Origin of the sequence: Sphaerisporangium siamense, from assembly GCF_014205275.1 — a bacterium.
GTDB lineage: Bacteria > Actinomycetota > Actinomycetes > Streptosporangiales > Streptosporangiaceae > Sphaerisporangium > Sphaerisporangium siamense.
Genome location: NZ_JACHND010000001.1, coordinates 1,254,233 through 1,267,096, shown reverse-complemented (window position 1 = coordinate 1,267,096; position 12,864 = coordinate 1,254,233). Strand labels below are relative to the sequence as shown.

General features: G+C 71.0%; 16 protein-coding genes. 11 read left to right on the top strand and 5 right to left on the bottom strand.

Going from position 1 to position 12,864, the window contains the following annotated elements; translation table 11 throughout:
- Positions 1-89 precede the first annotated feature (89 nt).
- Together BJ982_RS05840 and BJ982_RS05835 are read right to left on the bottom strand one after the other, a co-directional pair.
- Positions 90-290, bottom strand: a complete 201-nt coding sequence (locus BJ982_RS05840) for a hypothetical protein (RefSeq protein ID WP_184877299.1) — start codon at positions 288-290, stop codon at positions 90-92.
- Positions 291-456: 166 nt separating this feature from the next.
- Positions 457-1,755 carry a dicarboxylate/amino acid:cation symporter gene (locus BJ982_RS05835; protein WP_184877297.1) on the bottom strand — a complete coding sequence of 433 codons (1,299 nt, stop codon included), beginning with the start codon at positions 1,753-1,755 and terminating at the stop codon, positions 457-459.
- A gap of 421 nt (positions 1,756-2,176) precedes the next feature.
- Between BJ982_RS05835 and BJ982_RS05830 the strand changes: the two genes are divergently transcribed.
- On the top strand, positions 2,177-2,875 hold the full coding sequence (locus BJ982_RS05830) for a GntR family transcriptional regulator (protein WP_184877295.1): 699 nt from the start codon (positions 2,177-2,179) through the stop codon (positions 2,873-2,875).
- Positions 2,876-2,902: 27 nt separating this feature from the next.
- Here BJ982_RS05830 and lipA read toward each other — a convergent pair whose 3' ends face one another.
- Both lipA and BJ982_RS05820 read right to left on the bottom strand, forming a co-directional pair.
- Positions 2,903-3,865: a lipoyl synthase gene (lipA, locus tag BJ982_RS05825; RefSeq protein ID WP_203959297.1), complete on the bottom strand. Its 963-nt coding sequence runs from the start codon at positions 3,863-3,865 to the stop codon at positions 2,903-2,905.
- A 2-nt stretch (positions 3,866-3,867) separates the two neighbouring features.
- The gene (locus BJ982_RS05820; RefSeq protein ID WP_184877291.1) at positions 3,868-4,668 is read right to left on the bottom strand and encodes an SDR family NAD(P)-dependent oxidoreductase; all 801 of its coding nucleotides are present in this window, start codon (positions 4,666-4,668) and stop codon (positions 3,868-3,870) included.
- 137 nt (positions 4,669-4,805) lie between these two features.
- Here BJ982_RS05820 and BJ982_RS05815 point away from each other — a divergent pair, with 137 nt between their 5' ends.
- The 10 genes from BJ982_RS05815 to BJ982_RS05770 all read left to right on the top strand — a co-directional run bounded on the left by BJ982_RS05815 (position 4,806) and on the right by BJ982_RS05770 (position 11,442).
- The gene (locus BJ982_RS05815; protein WP_239123293.1) at positions 4,806-5,816 is read left to right on the top strand and encodes a thiamine pyrophosphate-dependent dehydrogenase E1 component subunit alpha; all 1,011 of its coding nucleotides are present in this window, start codon (positions 4,806-4,808) and stop codon (positions 5,814-5,816) included.
- On the top strand, positions 5,813-6,784 hold the full coding sequence (locus tag BJ982_RS40285; RefSeq protein ID WP_184877290.1) for an alpha-ketoacid dehydrogenase subunit beta: 972 nt from the start codon (positions 5,813-5,815) through the stop codon (positions 6,782-6,784). The genes BJ982_RS05815 and BJ982_RS40285 overlap by 4 nt, the downstream gene beginning before the upstream one ends.
- Positions 6,785-6,805: 21 nt before the next feature.
- Positions 6,806-7,036 (top strand): biotin/lipoyl-containing protein, encoded by a 231-nt coding sequence (locus BJ982_RS05805; protein WP_184609804.1) that lies wholly within the window; start codon positions 6,806-6,808, stop codon positions 7,034-7,036.
- On the top strand, positions 7,033-7,707 hold the full coding sequence (locus BJ982_RS05800) for a 2-oxo acid dehydrogenase subunit E2 (RefSeq protein WP_184877288.1): 675 nt from the start codon (positions 7,033-7,035) through the stop codon (positions 7,705-7,707). The genes BJ982_RS05805 and BJ982_RS05800 overlap by 4 nt, the downstream gene beginning before the upstream one ends.
- Positions 7,704-8,141 carry a GlcG/HbpS family heme-binding protein gene (locus BJ982_RS05795; RefSeq protein WP_184877286.1) on the top strand — a complete coding sequence of 146 codons (438 nt, stop codon included), beginning with the start codon at positions 7,704-7,706 and terminating at the stop codon, positions 8,139-8,141. Before BJ982_RS05800 ends, BJ982_RS05795 begins: the two co-directional genes overlap by 4 nt.
- Before the next feature lie 210 nt (positions 8,142-8,351).
- On the top strand, positions 8,352-9,572 hold the full coding sequence (locus BJ982_RS05790; protein WP_184877283.1) for a helix-turn-helix domain-containing protein: 1,221 nt from the start codon (positions 8,352-8,354) through the stop codon (positions 9,570-9,572).
- Between the two features lie 637 nt (positions 9,573-10,209).
- The gene (locus BJ982_RS05785) at positions 10,210-10,497 is read left to right on the top strand and encodes a hypothetical protein (protein WP_184877281.1); all 288 of its coding nucleotides are present in this window, start codon (positions 10,210-10,212) and stop codon (positions 10,495-10,497) included.
- Positions 10,498-10,535: 38 nt separating this feature from the next.
- On the top strand, positions 10,536-10,910 hold the full coding sequence (locus BJ982_RS05780; RefSeq protein ID WP_184877279.1) for a hypothetical protein: 375 nt from the start codon (positions 10,536-10,538) through the stop codon (positions 10,908-10,910).
- Positions 10,907-11,314, top strand: a complete 408-nt coding sequence (locus BJ982_RS05775; protein WP_184877278.1) for a hypothetical protein — start codon at positions 10,907-10,909, stop codon at positions 11,312-11,314. Before BJ982_RS05780 ends, BJ982_RS05775 begins: the two co-directional genes overlap by 4 nt.
- Positions 11,302-11,442: a hypothetical protein gene (locus BJ982_RS05770; protein WP_184877276.1), complete on the top strand. Its 141-nt coding sequence runs from the start codon at positions 11,302-11,304 to the stop codon at positions 11,440-11,442. The genes BJ982_RS05775 and BJ982_RS05770 overlap by 13 nt, the downstream gene beginning before the upstream one ends.
- A 122-nt stretch (positions 11,443-11,564) precedes the next feature.
- On the opposite strand, the gene BJ982_RS05765 is transcribed toward BJ982_RS05770, so the two are convergent.
- On the bottom strand, positions 11,565-12,770 hold the full coding sequence (locus BJ982_RS05765) for a M20 family metallopeptidase (RefSeq protein WP_184877274.1): 1,206 nt from the start codon (positions 12,768-12,770) through the stop codon (positions 11,565-11,567).
- Between the last annotated feature and the right edge of the window lie 94 nt (positions 12,771-12,864).

The window sequence follows — 12,864 nt, the reverse complement described above, 5'->3', positions numbered from 1 at the left end:
GCGGTGTCCTTCAGCGGTTTCGGTTCGACGGCCCTGCTCAGACGGTTCTCAACGATGCGCACACGATGTCCTGCGGCGGTGCGCTCGCTTCATTCGAAGTCGTCGGGATTGAGTTCCTTGAGGTGCTCGCGCATGGTGTCGTCGATCTCGGAGATGTCGGAGAAGCGCGGGGCGGCGCCGTGGTAGGGCTCCGCCCGGCGCGTCCCGGATGCCGTCCCGGGAGAGGCCGGCGGCTCCGCGCCGCTGACACCCTCCACGGGCACGTCGTGGTTCACTGTGCCCTCACTCATGGTTCCTCCTCGCGGTGACCCCTCGGAGTGAACTGACACGTTTTACCCGCTCCGCCCCAGGCCCACGCCACGCTTTGCCGTATCCGTTCCGCTCCTATGCGGAAACAGGCGCATCTTCGCCCGTGGTCCCACGAATGTTCCTCACGGCGGCAGCACGCCGGCCCGGTCAGGCGGGCGCCGGCTCGGGGCCCGCGGCGGGACGGACCGTGGCGGGGGCGTCGTCGAGGGGTTGCGGCGGGGCGTTCAGGACGGCCTCGTCGAGGCGGCCCTCGGACCGGGCGACAAGGACGGGGACCACCATCTGCCCCGCGACGTTGGTCGCGGTGCGGATCATGTCGAGGATCGGGTCGATCGCCAGGAGCAGCCCGACACCCTCCAGAGGAAGCCCCAGGGTGCTCAGCGTCAGCGTGAGCATCACGATCGCGCCGGTCAGGCCTGCGGTCGCGGCCGAGCCGACCACGGACACGAACGCGATCAGCAGGTAGTGGCCCGCGTGGAGCGGGACGGCGAACACCTGGGCGACGAAGATCGCCGCGAGCGCGGGGTAGATCGCGGCGCAGCCGTCCATCTTGGTGGTCGCCCCGAACGGCACCGCGAAGGCGGCGTAGTCGCGGTCCACGCCCAGGCGGTCGGCGGTGACCCGCTGGGTGAGCGGCATGGTGCCGACCGAGGAGCGGGAGACGAACGCCAGCTCGATCGCGGGCCAGGCGTTGCGGTAGAAGGTGAGCGGGTTGACCTTGCCGACGAAGGCGAGCAGCAGCGGGTAGCTCACCACGAGCACCAGCAGGCAGCCGATGTAGACGCCCACGCTGAGCTTGGCGAGCGGGGCGAGCAGGTCCCAGCCGTAGGAGGCCACCGACTTGCCGATCAGGGCGGCGGTGCCGATCGGGGCCAGCCTGATCACCCACCACAGGGCCTTCTGGACCAGGTCGAGGACCGAGCGGCTGAAGGCGACGAACGGCTCGGCCCGCTCGCCGACGGCCAGGGCCGCGGCGCCGAGGACGACCCCGAGGAAGACGATCTGGAGGACGTTGAGCTCGGTGAACGCGGTGGCGATGTTGGTCGGGATGATGCCGGTGAGGAAGTCCAGCCAGGTCCCGGCGCCCTCCAGGTCGACGGCCTTGGCGCCGGCGGTGGAGATGGTGACGCCCCGGCCGGGGTTCAGGATCAGGCCGAGGCCGATGCCGAAGGCCACCGCGATCAGCGAGGTGACCAGGAACCACAGCAGCGTCTTGCTCGCGAGCCTGGCGGCGCCGCTGACGTTGCGCAGGTTGGCCACGCTCACGACGATCGCGGTGAAGACCAGCGGCGGGACGGCGAGCTTGAGAAGCTGGACGAAGATCTTGCCGATCTCGGTCAGGGTGGCGGTGAGCCAGGCGACGTCACCGGCGCGGGCGATGAACCCGAGGGCGACGCCGACCACCAGGCCGAGCAGCAACTGCAGGGAGAAGGAGGGTTTCTTCACGAACGCGACTCCGGCGAAAGGGCATGCTCGCGCCCAGGCGGCATGCGGGGTGAGGGAAGGGAGTGGAAACTGCGTTCAGGGACAGAGCTGACTGTTCAGGCGGCACAGGTCCACGTGCAGGCGCTCGACGAGCCACACGGTCACCGGGAAGAACCTCACGAGGCGGTAAAACCTCCTTACCCGGTAGGATAATTCCGGTTTCTTCTGTGATCCATATCACGTTCCCCGCCGGGAGAGAAGCCTCTGCCGCCCCGTAATCCGGTCATCCGCGTCGTCGGCGCTTGGGGCTGGACGGGAGGAGGGCGGTTCTTCCAGGATGAGGCCGGTGCCCGCAAGTGATTCCGGCCGGGAGTGGTCGCGGATCGACGCGGGCCGGTAAGTGTATAGTTTATTCAAGGTTCCCAAGACGGATGAGAGAGCGATGCCACGAAAGGCGAGGGACGCCGAAGAGGCGGCATCGTCCCTGCAAGGGTTACTGGCCATGCCCGGGTCGAGCACGTTGCCCGCCCAGCTCTACCAGGTGCTGGAAGAGGCGATCATCGGAGGCGGTCTGAAGCCGGGCCAGCGCCTGCACGCCGACGACATCGCCGCGCACTACGGCGTCAGCCGCATTCCCGTCCGCGAGACCCTGCGCGCGCTCGACGCCGCCGGGTGGATCGAGATCCGGCCGCGGTACGGCACCTATGTCTGCGAGCGGACCAGCAAGGAGCTTGAGGAACTGTTCGACGTGCGGGCCGAGCTCGAAGGCATGGCGGCGGCCCGCGCCGCCGCGCGCCGCACCGAGCAGGAGCTCGCCGAGCTCTCCCGCATCGTCGAGTCCAGCCGCGACGCCGCCGAGCGGGGCGACGACCACGAGCTCGCCGTCCTGGACGTCCAGTTCTACGAGCTGATCTGGGCCACGGCCCACAACTCGGTGCTGGGCGCCACCCTGGCGGGCATGAAGAAGCGGGCCCGCTTCTACTACTCGGCGATCGCCCCCACGCTGGGCCGCGGGTGGATCAACGTGCACGCCGAGCTGCTGGACGCCATCCGCGACCAGGACGCGGAGCGGGCCGACCGCGTCGCCGCCGAGCACGTGCGCTCGACGGTCGCCGCGATCCGGGGCCTCGTCGAGCACTAGCCCCGCCCGCCCCGCGATGGCCGGGCGTCACGACCGCGCGGCCACGGCCTGCCGGTACAGCCGCCCCGCCCGGTAGGAGGACCGGACCAGCGGACCCGACATGACGCCGGCGAAGCCCATCTCCTCGGCCTCCTGCCGCAGGTCGGCGAACTCCTGAGGTCGTACCCAGCGCGTCACGGGGTGGTGGCGCGTGCTCGGGCGGAGGTACTGGGTGATGGTGAGCAGCTCGCAGCCCGCGTCGAGCAGCTCCCGCATGGCCTCGGAGACCTCTTCGCGGGTCTCGCCGAGCCCGAGGATCAGGTTCGACTTGGTGACCAGACCGGCCTTCCGCGCCGCCGTCAGCACGCCGAGCGAGCGGTCGTGGCGGAAACCGGGCCTGATCCGCCGGAACAGGCGGGGCACCGTCTCGACGTTGTGCGCGAGGACCTCCGGGCGCGCGGAGAACACCTCGCCGAGCAGCTCGGGAACGCCCATGAAGTCGGGGATCAGCAGTTCCACGCCGCATCCCTCGACCGCCGCGTGGATGCGGCGGCAGGTCTCGGCGTACAGCCAGGCGCCGCCGTCGGGCAGGTCGTCGCGGGCGACGCCGGTCACCGTCGCGTAGTTCAGGCCCATGCGCGCGACCGACTCGGCGACCCGGCGTGGTTCGTCCCGGTCGTAGCCGGACGGCTTGCCGGTGTCGATCTGGCAGAAGTCGCAGCGCCGTGTGCAGCGCTCGCCGCCGATGAGGAAGGTGGCCTCCCTGTCCTCCCAGCACTCGTGGATGTTGGGGCAGGCGGCCTCCTCGCAGACCGTGTGCAGGCCGGCCGAGCGCACCAGGTCGTGCAGCTCGCGGGAGACCGGGCCCACGCGCATTCTGGCCTTGATCCAGTCGGGCCGCTTCTCGATGGGGGTCACGCTGTTGCGCGCCTCCAGGCGCAGCGTCCGCCGGGCCGGGGGGTTCGCGGCCGGACGCTCGGCGGCGGGGGCGCGGGTGTCGGGGGCGTCCATGCTCATCCCACCGTCCAGCCGCCGTCGACGATCAGGGACTGTCCCGTCACGTACCGGCTGAGCTCGCCGGCGAGGTAGACGTAGACGTCGGCGATCTCCTCGACCGACCCGAGCCTGCCGACGGGGATCCTCTCCACCATCTCGCTCCTGACGGTCTCGGCGTCGGCTCCGGTCAGCGCGGCGCGCTCGCCGACCAGCCGGTCGATCATTTCGGTCGCCACCTGGCCGGGGCAGACCGCGTTCACGAGTACGCCGTGCGGGGCCAGTTCCGCGGCCATCGACTCCATCAGCCCGATCACCCCGAACTTCGACGCCGAGTAGGCGGCGTTCTCCCTGCCGCCGCGGCGTCCGAACAGCGAGGAGGAGAAGATGATCCGTCCCCCGGCGCCCCGCTCCACCATGCGCGCGGCGAAGGCGCGCGCCGTGACGAACGCGCCGGTCAAGTTGACGTCGAGGACACGCCGCCACTCGTCTAGGCTGATGTCGAGCACGGGCTTGAGCAGCAGTGTTCCCGCGTTGGCGACCAGCACGTCCGGGTGGCCGGCGCGGTCGCGCACCTCGTCGGCCGCCTGCTCGACGGACGCCGGGTCGGCCACGTCCATGCGCACCGCGTGAACCGGGCGGCCGTGGGTCCTCTCGATCTCGGCCGCGGCGGACGCGGCCCTGTCCACGGCGAGGTCGGCCAGGACCACCGTCGCACCCTCCGCGGCGAACCGCTCGCCGATGGCCCGGCCGATGCCCTGGGCGCCTCCGGTGATGACGGCGACGCGCCCTGTCAGCGATCGGGATGACTGAATGTCCAATTTGTGGCCCTTCGCGGATATGGAGCGTGACACCCCTTGCGGAGTTAGGGCTATATATTATAAAAAAATCCGTAGTCGGCCAAGAGCCGTAGCAGCAGGAACGTGAACTGATGGTGGTCGGCCGGTTCGGAGGCACAGTGACCGACGTCATGCGAGGTGCCGCGCTCGCGCGCGACGAGCAACTGCAGATGCTGCGCCAGATGGTGCGCATCCGGCGTTTCGAGGAGCGGCTTGCGCTCCTGTTCAAACGGGGCAGGCTTCCCGGCTTCGTCCACCTCTACCTGGGAGAGGAGGCGGTCGCCGTCGGCGTGTGCTCGGCGCTGCGGGACGACGACCGGATCACCTCCACGCACCGCGGCCACGGCCACCTGATCGCCAAGGGCGCGCAGGTCGACCGCATGATGGCCGAACTGTTCGGCAGGGTGGACGGCTACTGCCGCGGCAAGGGCGGATCCATGCACATCGTGGACTTCAGCCTCGGCATCATCGGCACCAACGGCATCGTCGGCGGCGGCATCCCGATCGGCACCGGCTCCGCCTGGGGCGACAAGCAACTGGGCCGCGACAACGTCACGGTGACCTTCTTCGGCGACGGGGCCTCCAACCAGGGGGTCTTCTTCGAGGCGATGAACCTGGCGGCCATCTGGAAGCTGCCGGTGGTCTTCGTCTGCGAGAACAACGGCTACACCGAGTGGACTCCCACGCACCGGCTCACCGCCGGGAAGATCGCCGACCGCGGCGCGCCCATGGGCATCCCGGGTGTGCAGGTGGACGGCAACGACGTGCTCGCCGTACGGCAGGCGACCGAGGAGGCGGTGGCCCGCGCCCGCGCCGGGGATGGCCCGAGCCTGATCGAGGCCGCCACCTACCGGTGGCACGGCCACAACGAGGGCGAGGAGGCGTTCGCCGGGCAGTACCGCCCGCAGGACGAGCAGGACGACTGGCGGGGCAAGGAGCCCATCGCGAGGTTCCGCCGGCACCTGATCGACGCCGGGATCGCCGGCGAGGGGGAACTGGACCGGATCGACGCTGAAGAAGTGGCCGCCGTGGACGCCGCGGTCGCCTTCGCCGACGCCAGCCCCTTCCCCGACGCCGACGAGGCGCTCGCCCACCTGTATGCCGACCGTACGGAAGGTGCCCGCCCGTGAGCAGGAAGATCTACTACATCCAGGCCATGCAGGAGGGCCTGAGGGCGGCGATGGCCGAGGACGACTCCGTCGTGGTGATCGGCGAGGACGTCGACCGGTCGATCATCGGCGCCACCCGGGGCCTGGTCGGCGAGTTCGGCGAGGACCGGGTGCGCAACACCCCCATCTCCGAGGCCACGTTCGTCGGCGCCTGCGTGGGCGCCGCCGCCGTCGGGCTGCGGCCCGTGGTGGACCTCATGGTCGGCTCCTTCTTCTACGTCGCCATGGACCAGGTCGCCAACCAGGCCGCCAAGCTGCGCTACATGTCCGGCGGCCAGGTGGACCTGCCCATCGTGTACTTCACCGCGACGGGCCCGAGCGGCTCCGGCGCGGCGCAGCACTCGGAGAACCCGCACCCGATGCTGATGAACGTCGCCGGGCTCAAGATCGTCATGCCCTCAACGCCGTACGACGCCAAGGGACTGATGCTGTCCGCGGTCCGCGAGCCGAACCCGGTCGTCTACTTCCAGGACTTCGTCCTCGGCGGCACCAAGGGCGAGGTCCCCGAGGAGCCGTACGCGATCCCGCTCGGCGTCGCGGACGTCAAGCGCAGGGGCACGGACGTGACCGTGGTCGCCATCGGCGCGACCGTGCCGAAGGCGCTCAAGGTGGCCGCCGCCCTGGAGAAGGAGGGCATCTCGGCCGAGGTCGTGGACCCGCGCACGCTGGCGCCGCTCGACACCGACACGATCCTGGAGTCCGTCGGCAAGACGGGCCGGCTCGTCGTCTGCGACAGCGCCCGGCTCACCTGCTCGGCCGCCAGCGAGATCGTCGCCACCGTCACCGAGAACGCCTACGGCGTGCTCAAGGCCGCGCCGCAGCGCGTGGCCTGGGAGGACGTGCCGGTGCCCTTCTCGCCGGTCCTGGAGAAGCGGGTGCTGGTGGACGAGGACAGGATCAGGGCCGCGGTCATGAAGACCCTCGCCTGACGGCCCGCGGAAAGGACACGGATGGACATCACGCTGCCCAAGTGGGGCATGTCAATGCAAGAGGGCGTCATCACCGAGTGGCACGTCCAGGTCGGCGACACCGTCACCGAGGGCCAGCCCGTCGCCACGGTGGAGACCGAGAAGGTCGACGCCGAGGTCGAGTCGCCGGGCGACGGGACCGTCACGGAGCTGCTGGTGACGGCGGGCGACACCGTGGAGGTCGGCGCCGTCATCGCCCGCCTCAGCCCATGACCGGCCAGGAGACCCCGCAGGCCGAGCAGACCGAGCGCGCGACGGAGGTGCGCCGGCCGCTGTCGCGGATGCGCGCCGGGGTGGTGCGCACGGTGGAGGCCAGCGCGCGGGTCCCGCAGTTCAGCGTGGACGTGGAGATCGACACCGGGGCGCTGGCCGCGCTGCGCGCGTCGGGGACGGCGCTGTCGTACTCCGACGCGCTCGTCGCGGCCTCGGCCCGTGCCCTCCGGGAGTTCCCCGTGGTCAACGCCCGCTTCGACGGGGACGCGATCGTGGAGAACCCCGACGTCAACGTCGCCTTCGTCGTCGGGCTCGACGACGGCCTGATCACCCCGGTGATCCAGGGGGCGGACACGAAGGGCCTCCCCGAGCTCGCCGCGGAACGGGTCCGGCTGACCGAGGCCGCCAGGAACGGGAAGCTGCGTCCCGCGGAGCTCTTCACGGCGACCTTCACGATCTCCAACCTCGGCCCGTTCGGCGTCACCAGGTTCCAGGCGATGGTCCTGCCGCCGCAGGCGGCGATCCTCGCCGTGGGATCGGCCCGCGGCTCCCGACTCACCCTCACGCTGACGTGCGACCACCGGGTCGTCGACGGCGTGCCGGCGGCCCGATTCCTGACCCACGTCGGCGAACTGCTGGAAGCACCTGAGTGGATGAAGGTGATCGCATGACCGATCTGACCGTGAGCCGCGAGGACGTGAGCCTCGATCTGGCCGGCCGGTTGCTGGACGGCGTACGCGCCGAGGCCGAGAGTCGCGGGGTGGCGATGGGAGCGGCCGTCGTCGACCTCGGCGGGCAGGTGGTCGCCGCCATGCGCATGGACGGGGCGCAGATCGTCGCGCTTCCCCTCGCCATCGACAAGGCGTACACCGCGGTCGGCTGCGGGCTGCCCAGCCACGTCTGGGCGGAACGCTCCCAGCCCGGGGGCCCCGACTGGGGGCTCAACACCACCCTCGGCGGGCGCTTCGTCGTCTTCGCCGGCGGCATGCCCATCAAGGTGGGCGGCAGGCTCGTCGGCGGCCTCGGCGTCAGCGGGTCGGCGGCCGACGTCGACCAGGCATGCGCGGACGCGGCACTCGCCGCCGCCGGCCTGACCACCGCCTGACGGCACGGAAAGGCGTGACGAGACCCCGTCACACCGCACTCCCGCACCGGGGTGTCGTCACGACCACCAGAAAGTCCGCTGGAGCCCGTTTCGCAACGTAACGGGCTCCAGCGGACTCAGACGTGGGATGACCGAAAATCGGCATCCATAGCAGGGAGAAAGCTCCGCGGCTTAGCCTGAAGGCGTCGAGGCTTCAGGAGGGGCGGGGCTATGTACGACAACGGCACTACCACCGGTGCCAGATTGCGCATGCTCCGCAAATGGCGGAAGAAGAGCCTGGTTGAACTCGCCGGGCAGGCGGGAGTCAGCAAGAGTTTCCTGTCGATGGTGGAGCGCGGGGAACGGGCCCTCGACCGGCGCTCCCATATCGCCGCGATCGCCCGTGCCCTTCAGGTCTCTGAGGCCGATCTCGTGGGCGGCCCGCACCTGTCACACGATCCGGTGCAGTCCGGACCGTACGCCTACGTTCCCGCACTGCGTGTAGCTCTGGAGACCAACAGCCTCACCAGCGCCGCGACGGACCATGCCCGTCCCCTGCCCGACCTTCTTGAAGATGTGGCGAAGGTCGATGCGCTGACGGCGGCCTCGGATTACCTCGCGATCGGGCGAATGCTCCCCGGGATCATCGATGAACTGCATGTGCACATCGCCGCACCGGCGGACGAGCAGCAGATGCGGCGTGCTCTGGAAGCACTCATCGAGGCATGCCGGTTCGCCGTGACCCCACTCAAGGAACTCGGTCATCCCGACTTGGCGCATCTCGCCGCCGTGCGAGCGGCCGAGGCCGGGGTGGTCCTGGGCGATCCGGTTCAGCAGGGCAAGGCGGACTTCCTCCGTGTCCAGACCATGCCCCGAGAGGGGAGTTGGGACCGCACACTGCGGGCTGCGGAGCAGGCGGCGGACCGGATGCAGCCGCACCTCGCCGAACCTGGCGCGGTACCTGTGTGCGGCATGCTCACGTTGACGGCCGCGCTCGCCGCCGCCTCGGTGCACAACAACGCCGGGGCCGCGCACTGGCTGCGCGAGGCCGCTGACCTGGCAAAGCGGGTGTCCGACGACATGACGGCCAACTGGGCCGCCTTCTCCACGACGAACGTGGGGATCTGGAACGTGGCCATCGCTGTGGAGCGCGGAGAGGTCGGCGGCGCCGTACTCGACCTGGCGGGCCGGGTGCGGGAGGACAAGGCGCTCGCCCGCCCGAGCCGGTACGTCAGCATGATGGCTGATGTGGGTCGTGGCCTGGCGCGCGAGAAGACGTCTCGGCACCAGGCGATCGGATGGCTGCGACGTGCCGAGACGGCGGCGCCTCAGCGCGTCCGGAACTCCCCCCTGATCCGGGAGACCGTGGCGGTTCTGCTCAACCAGCAACTCCTCGCCGCCGGCGGCAGGGAACTGCGTGGCATGGCCGCCCGTATGGGGCTCCCGCACTGACCGGATCCGGCCAATCTGCCGGTAGTTCACACCCGTGGAATCCGTGTGTCATCTGTCGCCTACGTTCTGTCACCATGCGAACGTTCTGCGCGCCGTCGATTCGTGACGGCGCCATCGCAGCCACAGGGCTACGTGATGAACAACGCAACGTCGTTCGCTTCTACCCGTAACACGTAGGCGGGCTCGCCCGGCGCTGCACACGACCGGACGAGCCCTTGACCGCACACTGGAGGTGCGATCCGATGCCCAATCCTAGGGTTGTCCCGATCCGACCGACTCCCCGTGTCATACGTATCCGGCATCGCGCCGACACCCCGCCCAAGCCGCTCGGGTGCCGCTGGTGCGGGCACCCGCCCTACGCGCACGAGGCAGCGAGCCTGCCGCACCGCCGTGTCCACCACTGGGAGCAGCCGACCCCGGCGCAGGTCCGCGCCCGCATGGCCTCCCGGCGGCGCCTGGGCCTGTGCGCGTCCTTTCCCGCAGGTCCCGCGCGTCCGGCGGCGGTCCACCCGCCCGCCGGTACCCGCAGCGTCAGGCCCGGCCGCCTCGTGGAGGCCGCCGCCTACGGCCGGGGCCGGGCGCCCGACATCCCGGGCTCCGGTAACCGGCGCGTGCCACACCCGCATGGGGCGGCGGCGTGAGCCGCGCGGCGGGGCGGCACGAGGTGGGCGCGCCCGTCACCCGCGTTCGGCCGTTGCGGTGGGATGAGGACAAGAGGGCGACGGCCGCGCGGCTCGATCAGCTCGAACCCGGCTGGCACGTCATGTACGGCCTGTGGAGCCGCAGGTTCTTCGCCATCGCCATCTGCTGCCCGGTGGCCCTGATGGTCGAGGCGCTCACGGCGGAGGAACTGCGCGAGCGGATGCGCGAGGGCGAGTCGGAGGCGATGGCCGCGAGGGGGCCCGGCTCGCTGAGGGTCGCATGAGCCGCGCAGCAGGGAGGCACACCCGCCGTGGTAGCGATGTGCCCGACGTGTACGGCATGTACGACGCCCGGCCTGTCGTCGGCGGCTACGTGCCCCAGCACGGCGAGGCGCCCCGCGAAGGATGGCACAGGGCGCTGACCGTGGAGTACCGGCTCGCCGCGCTCAACCGGGACTACCCCGCTTGGCGCATCACCTGTGTGCGCCGATCGGACGGCGGGCACGGCGGCTGGTGGGCCTTCCGCCGTGCCGGGCTCGACGCCACCGAACGCGCGGCCGGGCTGTACCCCTGCATCGCGCGGCGCACCGTGGCCGACCTGGTGATGGAGGTCTGCGCGCAGGACGACATCACCGGCAGGCTCCGCGACGTCCGAGCCGGCGCGGAAGCGGATCTTGTCCAGAAAAGGGACCGATGATGGCGCCCCGTAAGGACGTCAGATGGCACGGTGACTTCCTGCGCCTGGTCGAAGACGGTCTGAGCTTCAAGGCCGCCGCCGGCAGGCTGGGCGTGGGCACCGCCACTCTCACCAAGCACTTCCAAGCCGACCCCGCCTTCCACGCGCAGGCGCGCCGCGTGCGGCACCGCCGGCTGCACGGCCCCGCCACCGACACCACCTGGCACCCACGGCTGCCACCGCTGCTGGCCGCCGGGCTGTCCATCCCCCGGGCGGCGACCAGGATAGGCCGGAGCGAGATCACCGTGCGCAACCACCTGAAGCGCTTCGCCTCACTGCGCGCGGCGGTCGACGAGGCGCTGTGCCAGGCAGGCCGCCCCCCGCTCTTCGTCGTCGAAGGAAGGGCAGGTCCGTGGAGCATCTGACCGGCGGCGACGTCGCGGCGTTGACGATCGCCGTCCTGTTCACGGCAGGCTGTCTGGTGCTGGCGTGGGTGGCACACCGTGACAGCCCGGACGATTCCGATGACGACACCGACCGGCTCACATGGTGACGCGGCGTTCCCGTCGGCGGGCGAGCCGTGCCCGATGCCGGGGACGGCGTCAGGCGAGTCGCTGACATCTCACGATGTGGGGGATGGGCCTCTCGGACGTTGTTCGGGGCTTCGGAGGTCGTTCAAGCGGTGAGGAAGTCCAGGGCGGCCCTGGCGTAGATCTTCGCGCAGTCGACGACGTCCTGCTCCTCGGCGTAGTCGTCGATGCCCGCGGCGAGGACCGGCTGCGGGCCGAAGCACAGTGCCGGCACGCCGAGGGCCCGCCAGCGGCTGGCGTCGCTCGCGGGCAGCCTGATCGTGTACTCCGGCTCCGCGCCCCGCACCTCGCGGAACGCGCCGGCCAGCGCGCTGACCAGCGGGGAACGGGTCCCGGTCCAGTTGGCGTCCCAGCCCTTGATCCTGGACCAGTCCGCGCCGGGGATCCGCGCGGCGATGCGGCTCACCTGGTCCTCGACGTCGCTCATGCGGATGCCCGGCGGCAGCCGGAAGTCCACCGCGGCGGCGGCCCTCGTGGAGATCTGGCTGACGTAGGAGCCTCCCTCGACCGTGCCGGGGTTGGCGGACAGGCGTGCGGAGGGGTCCTCGCCGGAGGCGCGGACGTCGGCCAGCTCGGCGGGCAGCGTGGTGCGCCATCCGTTCAGCTCGTCGACGGCCGCGACGAACCTCGCGAGCCGGGGGACCGCGCCGGAGCCGCTCTCCGCCAGCGAGGAGTGCCCGCCGTCGGCCGTCGCGGACAGCTCCAGCCAGAGCACGCCCTTCTCCGCGACCGCGAGCCGCATCCAGCCCGGCCCCTCCCCGCAGATCAGCCCGTCGCCCCGCAGCTCGGGCAGCGCGCCGAGCAGGTGGGCGGCGCCGTTGTCCCCGAACACGCACTCGTCGGACACGGCGGTGAACGTGATCGTGCCCGGCCAGCGGTCGGCGTGCCGGGCGAGCAGTGTGTAGGCGAGGCTCATCGCGGCGACGGCGCCCTTCATGTTGCCCATGCCCAGGCCGTACAGGCGCCCGTCCTCGCGGGTCATCTCGTGGACGGGGACCGACCAGAGCGATTCGTCGCCCGGGTCCATGGTGTCCATGTGCACGTTGAGCACGAGGTGCGGGCCGGGGCCCGTGCCCTCGATCCGGGACACGACGTTCGGCATCACCGGATCGACTCTGAGGAGGTCCGGCTCGCACCCGTGCTCACGCAGGTAGCCGGCCACGACGTCGGCCACCGCCCTGGTGTCGCCGGGCGGGTTGACGCTGGGGGCCGCGACGAGCCGGCCGCACAGCGCGACGAGGTCCTCGCGGGCGCCGTCGACCAGGGCGTCCAGTTCTTCGGACAGGGACATTGTTCTCCTTACTGAGGGATGCCGGGCTGAGGGATGCCGGGCTGGGAGATGCCGGGCCGAGGGGGCTTGGCCGCGTTCGAGGGACCGCGGCGTT